General features: G+C 70.5%; 1 protein-coding gene. It reads right to left on the bottom strand.

The window, feature by feature from the left end:
* Window positions 1-281 (bottom strand): hypothetical protein (locus GWG65_RS40385; protein ID WP_275200943.1); only part of this gene is annotated, 281 nt, incomplete at both ends.

Genomic DNA, 281 nt, shown 5'->3' with positions numbered 1-281 from the left:
ATGCTCCAGCGTATCCACGTTGACGCGGATCGACTGGTTGGCGATGCGGTCGCCCTCGGCGGCCACCTCGTCCGCCATCGACTTCTTGGCCGCGGGCTTGTCCTTGGCGGGCTTTGTCTCCTTGGCGACGGGCGCGGCAGCTGCCACGGCCGGTGCGGGCTCAACCTTGGCGACAGGCACCGGCGCTTCGATCGCGGTCTCGCGGAAGGCGCGCTCCAGCTCGTCCAGCGACACTTCGCCGGGACGCAGCGGCCGCTCCAGGGTCTGGTCGATCAGCGCGC

The organism is Bradyrhizobium sp. CSA207 (genome assembly GCF_029051685.1).
Taxonomy (GTDB): Bacteria; Pseudomonadota; Alphaproteobacteria; order Rhizobiales; family Xanthobacteraceae; genus Bradyrhizobium.
This window is presented reverse-complemented; position numbering and strand designations above follow the sequence as displayed.